The organism is Streptomyces sp. ActVer (genome assembly GCF_027270795.1).
Taxonomy (GTDB): Bacteria; Actinomycetota; Actinomycetes; order Streptomycetales; family Streptomycetaceae; genus Streptomyces; species Streptomyces umbrinus_A.
Genome location: NZ_JAPWHT010000487.1, coordinates 1 through 7582, shown reverse-complemented (window position 1 = coordinate 7582; position 7582 = coordinate 1). Strand labels below are relative to the sequence as shown.

The window sequence follows — 7582 nt, the reverse complement described above, 5'->3', positions numbered from 1 at the left end:
GCCGGTGTCGAGGTCCACAACCCCGACCTCGTCCTCGCCACGCTCAACGGCAAGGGCAAGCTGGAGATGGAGCTGACGGTCGAGCGTGGCCGTGGTTACGTCTCCGCTGTTCAGAACAAGCAGGTCGGGCAGGAGATCGGTCGTATTCCGGTCGACTCCATCTACTCGCCCGTTCTGAAGGTCACGTACAAGGTCGAGGCGACTCGTGTCGAGCAGCGCACCGACTTCGACAAGCTGATCGTCGACGTCGAGACCAAGCAGGCGATGCGTCCCCGTGACGCCATGGCCTCCGCCGGTAAGACGCTGGTCGAGCTGTTCGGGCTGGCCCGCGAGCTCAACATCGACGCCGAGGGCATCGACATGGGTCCGTCGCCGACGGATGCCGCGCTCGCTGCGGACTTGGCTCTGCCGATCGAGGAGCTTGAGCTCACCGTTCGGTCGTACAACTGCCTCAAGCGCGAGGGCATCCACTCCGTGGGTGAGCTCGTGGCTCGGTCCGAGGCGGATCTGCTCGACATCCGTAACTTCGGTGCGAAGTCGATCGACGAGGTCAAGGCTAAGCTCGTCGGCATGGGTCTGGCCCTGAAGGACAGCCCGCCCGGATTCGACCCGACCGCCGCCGCCGACGCCTTTGGCGCCGACGACGACGCGGACGCGGGCTTTGTGGAGACCGAGCAGTACTAGTCGCTCCGCGATACGGCCGGGATTTGGCTGCGGGACCGTTGTGGCTGGTCGCGCAGTTCCCCGCGCCCCTTATGGGGCGCGGGCCCTCCGAGGCGCTCTGAGAAGGGCGCCCCGGATCTTCGACGGGCAGCCGCCCGCTCGGATACTGACCTCGGTACCTGATACGGCCGGGGCAGACACCTAGGAGAAACACCATGCCGAAGCCCACCAAGGGTGCCCGTCTGGGCGGCAGTGCCGCGCACGAGAAGCTGCTTCTCGCGAACCTCGCGAAGTCGCTCTTCGAGCACGGCAAGATCACGACCACCGAGGCGAAGGCCCGTCGGCTCCGGCCGTACGCCGAGCGTCTGGTCACCAAGGCGAAGAAGGGCGACCTTCACAACCGCCGTCAGGTGCTCTCGGTCATCACGGACAAGAGCGTCGTGCACACGCTCTTCACCGAGATCGGCCCGCGCTACGAGAACCGTCCGGGTGGCTACACCCGTATCACCAAGATCGGTAACCGTCGTGGCGACAACGCGCCCATGGCTGTCATCGAGCTGGTGGAGGCCCTGACCGTGGCCCAGCAGGCCACCGGTGAGGCCGAGGCGGCGACGAAGCGCTCCGCGAAGGACGCCGAGGCTGTTGTCGAGGCTCCGGTCGAGGACGCCAAGGTCGAGGATGCCAAGGTTGAGGATGCCAAGGTTGATGTGACCAAGGCTGACGAGGCCGAGGAGTCCAAGGAGGCGTAAGGCCGTCCTTTGGCTGCTGGTCCGTCGTGGCTGGTCGCGCAGTTCCCCGCGCCCCTTACAGGGCGCGCTTGAGCGGGTCCGTTCCTTCCAGGGGCGGGCCCGCTTTTTCGTACCTGAAAGGATCCAGGGTGAGTGACGAAGTTCAGCCCGGCCATGTCCGTGTCCGTCTTGACCTGTCGTACGACGGGAGCGAGTTCTCCGGGTGGGCCAAGCAGGCCGGGGGGCGCCGGACCGTCCAGGGAGAGATCGAGGACGCGCTGCGGACCGTCACCCGGTCGAAGGACACGACGTACGAGCTGACGGTGGCCGGGCGGACGGACGCCGGCGTGCACGCTCGCGGGCAGGTGGCTCATGTCGATCTGCCGGCGGAGCTGTGGGACGGGCATCGGGAGAAGCTGCTCAAGCGGCTGGCCGGGCGGTTGCCCAAGGATGTGCGGGTGTGGGGGGTCAGGGAGGCGCCGAGCGGCTTCAACGCTCGGTTCTCGGCGGTCTGGCGGCGGTACGCCTATCGCGTCACCGACAACCCCGGTGGCGTCGATCCGCTGCTGCGCAGCCATGTCCTCTGGCACGACTGGCCGCTCGACGTCGATGCCATGAACGAGGCCGCGGAGCGGTTGCTCGGCGAGCACGACTTCGCCGCCTACTGCAAGAAGCGGGAGGGCGCCACGACCATCCGTACGCTGCAGGAGCTGAGCCTGGAGCGGGGGAGTGACGGGATCATCACCGCCACCGTGCGGGCCGATGCCTTCTGCCACAACATGGTGCGGTCGCTGATCGGGGCGCTGCTGTTCGTGGGGGACGGGCACCGGGGGGCCGACTGGCCCGGCAAGGTGCTCGCCGCGGGAGTGCGGGACTCCGCCGTGCATGTGGTGCGGCCGCACGGGCTGACGCTCGAAGAGGTCGGGTATCCCGCCGACGAGCTGCTGGCGGCGCGGAACAAAGAGGCACGAAACCGGCGGACCCTGCCGGGAGCGGGGTGCTGCTGACGGGCGCTGAGCCCCCTGTATAGAGGGGCAAGTGGTTATGTATGCCCGCTGTGGCGCGTGATGAAACCCCTGCGTAACACGTACGTTCGGACGTAACCTCTGAAACTCGGTTATGATTCCGCTGCTCGGCTGAAGGTTCGATTAGGGGTTGGCCGAGTTCGGGTGGGGGCAACGGGCCGCAACGGCCCCGGGGGTTTTGCATGAGTGCAGTGGGGACTGCTCGTGTTCCGCAGAACAGGAAACGAAAAAGGACGCCGCAGAGTCATGGGCTCCTGCCGACGCCGCCTGACGACGTCGAGAAGTACTCGTACTCCCGTCGGTACCTGTGGGTGCTGACGGTCGGTTCGCTGATCAGCTTCGCGTGTCTGGCGATGAGCCAGTTTCTGTTCACGGCGTCGAGTCCGTGGTTCTGGCTGACGCTGCCGCTGCTGGCGTTCATCATCGCGGACTACCTGATTTCGTTGTTCCTCGACGGGCTCAGCAAGGACTTCGACATCAAGGGCCACAAGCGTCTCGTACGCCAGTGGCGGCCCGCGGTGTACCCGAGCGTGGACATCTTCCTGCCGGTGTGCGGTGAGCCCCTGGAGGTGCTCCACAACACCTGGGTCCATGTGAACCGCCTCGCGGACAGCTACCAGGGTGTCGTGAACACGTACGTCCTGGACGACGCGGCCGAGGAAGAGGTCGGGGCGATGGCCCGCGACTTCGGGTTCAACTACGTGGTGCGCGAGAACCGCGGCTGGTTCAAGAAGGCCGGCAACCTCAACCACGCCTTCGAGAAGACCCACGGCGACCACATCCTCATCCTGGACGCCGACTTCGCTCCGCGCGCCGACCTGCTCGACGAGCTGCTGCCGCACATGGACGACGACGAGAAGTGCGCCATCGTGCAGTCGCCGCAGTTCTTCCGCATCGTCGACGCGCAGAACTGGATCGAGCGCGGCGCGGGCGCCGTGCAGGAGCAGTTCTACCGGTCTGTACAGACCTCCCGTGAGGACCTGGACGGCTCCATCTGCGTCGGCTCGTGCGCCGTCTACCGGCGCGCGGCCCTGGAGCAGACCAACGGCATCACGCTGATCGAGCACTCCGAGGACATGTACACCGGCTTCGACCTCAGGGCGCTGGGCTGGAAGCTGCGCTACGTGCCCGTCGCGCTGTCCGCCGGTGTGTGCCCGGACACGGCCGGTGCCTTCCACAACCAGCAGTACCGCTGGTGCATGGGCTCTCTTGAGCTCCTCACCAGCAAGCGGTTCTGGGAGATGGACCTCAAGTTCAAGACCCGGCTCTGCTATGTGTCGGGGTTCCTCTACTACCTTCAGACCGCGCTCGCCACGTTCATCGCGCCGGTCATCCCGCTCGCCCTGATGATCCTGCGGCCCGACCTGCTGCGCGCCGAGGCCGCCCTGTGGGTGCTGCCGAGCGTCGCGTACGTGACGCTGGTCCTGCCGCTGTGGCACCGGGCTCCGTACCGCCTTGAGGCCTGGGCCGTCCGGATCATGTACGGGTGGTCGCACGTCTTCGCGGTCTGGGACGTGCTGCGGGGCCGTCCGATGGGCTGGAAGCCCACGGGCTCGGCGGGCGCCAAGAAGAACGGCATGCGCCGCTACTGGAACTGCATGATCTTCTGGACCGGCGGCACCGCCGTCCTGTGGATCATCGTCGCCGCCTGGCGCATGCTCACCCTCTATCCGCCGGACTTCGCGCTGATGCTGTCCGCCGGCCTCTTCTACGCGATGGTCGTCGGCCGTGTCCTCGTACAGCCGCGTGCCCAGGAAGTGCAGGAAGCGACCGCATGAGTTTCTTCGTACGCCGAGTGCGGGCATCACGTCCCGTGCGGGCGCTCGCCGCCACGCTCATCGCCGGTGCGCTGCTGGCCGGGTGCAGCACGTTCTCCGAGGAGGGCCGCGACCAGTACGAGCGCGGACAGGGCGAGCAGCCGGGTGCCGAGGGCACCGGTGAGGCCAGTGAGTCCGCGAAGCCGGAGCCGCCGTACGACGTGCGGCCGCTGCTGGACCCGAAGAAGAAGTACCTGGGCGTGGCCGCCGACGGCGCTCCCGCCAAGATGAAGGCCGTCGACGACTTCGCGAAGCGCGCCGGCAAGAAGCCCAACCTGATCGAGTTCTACTCCGCCTGGGGCGACCAGTACGAGCAGGAGCTCGTGAAGAACTCCTGGGACTACGGCTCTGTCGCGTTCATCGCCTGGGAGCCCTTCGAGACCAGCATGAAGGACATCGCCTCCGGCAAGGAGGACGAGTACATCCGTGAGTACGCGAAGTCCGTCAAGGAGCTGAACCTGCCCGTCGCGATCAGCTTCGCGCACGAGATGAACGGCTTCTGGTACCCGTGGGGCACCAAGAAGGCCAGCGCCGCCGACTTCACCGCCGCGTACAAGCGCATCCACGACATCTTCGACGACGAGGGCGCCACCCAGGTCATCTGGGTGTGGAGCCCGAACGTGACCCACCCGATGCCGAAGGTGAAGCTCAAGCCGTACTGGCCGGGCGACGACTACGTCGACTGGGTCGGTGTCATCGGCTACTACGCGGCCACCGGGCCCAACACGTACCAGACGCTGTACGGGCCGACGATGACGCAGATCCGCGGCTTCACGAAGAAACCGTTCATCATCGCGGAGACCGCCGCGCAGGCCGGTGAGCGCAAGCCCTCCGACATCAAGTCCCTCTTCCAGGGGACCGTGCAGCGCGACGACGTCATCGGGTTCGTCTGGTTCAACTTCGACAAGGAGACGGACTGGCGCATCAACAGCGGTCCGCTGTCGGAGAAGACCTTCAAGGAGCAGGCGGCGAACTCGCGCTTCGGATTCGATGTGACGAAGCCATGAGCGACCGACGCACGCCCACCTGGGCGGACGACTCCGAGTTGCACGACGAGTACGGGTACGGGCAGCAGCAGGGCCAGGCGCAGGGGCATCAGCAGGGGCAACAACAGCAGGGCCGGCAGCAGTACGCCGACAACGGGTACCCGCAGCAGAACGAGCAGTACCAGCAGCACGGGCAGCACCAGCAGAATCAGCAGCACCAGCAGCACCAGCAGTACGGCAACGGAAACCAGCAGCAGTACGCCCCCACCGACGAGGACCAGCGGCGGTACGCGCAGCAGGAGAGCCTGCGGCAGTACGCGCAGCAGGCCCAGACCCGGCCCCGCGTACAGCCGACCTACCCTCCGTACCAGGAGCAGGCCTACCAGGGCGGCTATGTCACGGAGACCGGCAGCTGGCGTTTCGACGTCCACGACCGGACGTCCTCGTACCCGGACCAGCAGACCTACGACACCTACGCGCCCTACGACCCGTACGCCTCGTACACGGCGGTGGAGCCGGAGGCGGCTACCGCGTCCGTGGAGCCCGAGGCGGAAGCGGAGGAGAAGCCGGGATACACGCTGCCGCCGGTGCAGGAGTCGGCGTGGGCGGTGGACGGCGGACGCAGCAAGCTGCTGGGCCGCTGGGTGATGCTCTGCGTCCTGCTGATCCAGACCGGGCTCTCGCTGCGGCTGCGCGGCACCGCGTTCCAGGACGAGGCGCTCTACATCGCGGCCGGCCACTACGAGGTCGGGAACATCCTGCACGGCACGCCCGTGCCGGGTGACTTCGAGGGCTACTTCTCGGGCTACCCGAAGCTGTACCCGGTGCTCGCGGCCATGGTCGACAGCGTGGCCGGGCTCGCCGGAGTGCGTATCGTCAGCCTCTTCTTCATGCTCGGCGCGACCGCGCTGCTGTACGCGACGACCCGCCGGATGTTCAACGTCCGGGCGGCGCTCGGCGCGGCGGCGCTGTTCTCGGTCATCCAGTCGACGGTGTTCCTCGGCAACTTCGCCACCTTCGACGCCGCGGCGATCTTCCTGCTCGCGCTGTCGTTCTGGATCGTCGTACGGACCGGCCGTTCGCACATCCTGGCGGTCGTGCTCGCGGCGCCCCCGGCGTTCCTGGCCTTCGGCACCAAGTACGCGGCGGGTCTGTACCTGCCGACCCTGGTGGTCCTGGCGGTACTGACCACCTACCGGTACCGCGGGCTGCTCGCCTTCGCCCGCGGTGTGGTGTTCGGCGGGGCGATGCTCGCCATGCTGGTCGCGTCCTACCTCTACACCGGCTCGCTCGGCGGTATCAGCCAGACCACCACCGACCGTGCCAAGGGAGCCGACACGGCGGCGACGATCCTGCAGCACAGCTCCGAGTGGGGCGGGCTGATGTTCCTCGCCGCGCTCGGGGGCTCCATCGCCTATGTGATCCGCCCGAGCATGGGCGAGATGCCGTGGGTCGACAAGCAGGGTCCGGGCAGGTTCCGGCGGATCTCGCTCGGTGTGGTGCTGACCGGCACCGCGTTGCTCGCCCCGGTCTACCAGATCCACCTGCAGACCGAGATCTCGCTCTTCAAGCACGTGGGCTTCGGTCTGCTCTTCGCCGGACCGATGGCGGGCCTCGGCATGTCCCGGCTCGTCGGCCCGCACTTCCGGCACCCGCAGCTCGGGATCATGCTCTACGTCCTGACGCTGGTGTTCGGCATGGTGCAGTCCCAGCAGGCGTACAGCTTCCCGGACTCCAAGGAGATGACGGCGATCCTGCGCAACATGGTCGACCGCAAGGGCACCTACCTCGCCGAGGAGCACGAGGTCCCCGCGTACTACCTGCGGGACAAGACCGACTACGACCAGTGGCAGAGCACGTTCGGCATGGACTACAAGGACAAGAAGGGCAAGCAGCACTCCGGCCCCGACGCCTACCGTGCCGCGGTCAAGGACGCGAAGTTCGACGTCATCGTGTTGCGCGGGACGGTCACGCCAGAGGTCGATACGGCCGTGACCGACGCGCTGCGCGGCAATTCCCACTACCGCCTGGCAGCCGTGTCGCGCTTCACCACGAGTAAGGGCGACGGCGCGTTCCGGATTTGGGTGAAGCGATGAGTGTCAATGCCTCTCCGCCGTACGGCGGCGGATACCCCGATGCCCAGGGTGGCCATGATCCGTACGCGGGTCAGGGCGCCTACGCCGGGCAGGGCGCGTACGCCGACGGTCAGGGCGGCTACGCCGGTCCTGGTCAGGGCACCTATGCCGACCCGGCGCAGGATGCGTACGCTGCCCCCGGTCAGTACGCCGACCCCGGTCGGTACACCGATCAGGGCGCCTACACCGCGCCCGGGCAGCAGCAGGCGCAGGCCGCCGAGCCCGTCG

The 7582-nt window shown here is 67.3% G+C and carries 6 protein-coding genes and 1 pseudogene; all 7 read left to right on the top strand.

Annotated features, from left to right (window positions below; genetic code table 11):
• On the top strand, positions 1-684 hold a 684-nt coding region (rpoA, locus tag O3Q52_RS44955; RefSeq protein ID WP_269654289.1), incomplete at its 5' end, for a DNA-directed RNA polymerase subunit alpha.
• A gap of 194 nt (positions 685-878) precedes the next feature.
• Complete coding sequence (gene rplQ / locus O3Q52_RS44950; RefSeq protein WP_269654288.1) at positions 879-1412, top strand: 50S ribosomal protein L17; 534 nt, start codon at positions 879-881, stop codon at positions 1410-1412.
• A gap of 128 nt (positions 1413-1540) precedes the next feature.
• Entirely contained in the window at positions 1541-2398 is an 858-nt protein-coding gene (gene truA, locus O3Q52_RS44945; protein ID WP_269654287.1) for a tRNA pseudouridine(38-40) synthase TruA, read from the top strand.
• A gap of 200 nt (positions 2399-2598) precedes the next feature.
• Entirely contained in the window at positions 2599-4194 is a 1596-nt protein-coding gene (locus O3Q52_RS44940; protein WP_269654286.1) for a glycosyltransferase family 2 protein, read from the top strand.
• Complete coding sequence (locus O3Q52_RS44935) at positions 4191-5240, top strand: glycoside hydrolase family 26 protein (RefSeq protein ID WP_269654285.1); 1050 nt, start codon at positions 4191-4193, stop codon at positions 5238-5240. Before O3Q52_RS44940 ends, O3Q52_RS44935 begins: the two co-directional genes overlap by 4 nt.
• Positions 5237-7315, top strand: a complete 2079-nt coding sequence (locus tag O3Q52_RS44930; RefSeq protein WP_269654284.1) for a glycosyltransferase family 39 protein — start codon at positions 5237-5239, stop codon at positions 7313-7315. The genes O3Q52_RS44935 and O3Q52_RS44930 overlap by 4 nt, the downstream gene beginning before the upstream one ends.
• Positions 7312-7582, top strand: a pseudogene (locus O3Q52_RS44925) (hypothetical protein); the annotation flags it as partial. The gene O3Q52_RS44930 and the pseudogene O3Q52_RS44925, both read left to right, overlap by 4 nt.

What these genes read in the sequence shown, in the direction of transcription:
- rplQ (WP_269654288.1), top strand. Translation starts at nt 879, where the DNA reads ATGCCGAAGCCCACCAAGGGTGCCCGTCTGGGCGGCAGTGCCGCGCAC.
- O3Q52_RS44935 (WP_269654285.1), top strand. Translation starts at nt 4,191, where the DNA reads ATGAGTTTCTTCGTACGCCGAGTGCGGGCATCACGTCCCGTGCGGGCG.
- O3Q52_RS44930 (WP_269654284.1), top strand. Translation starts at nt 5,237, where the DNA reads ATGAGCGACCGACGCACGCCCACCTGGGCGGACGACTCCGAGTTGCAC.
- O3Q52_RS44940 (WP_269654286.1), top strand. Translation starts at nt 2,599, where the DNA reads ATGAGTGCAGTGGGGACTGCTCGTGTTCCGCAGAACAGGAAACGAAAA.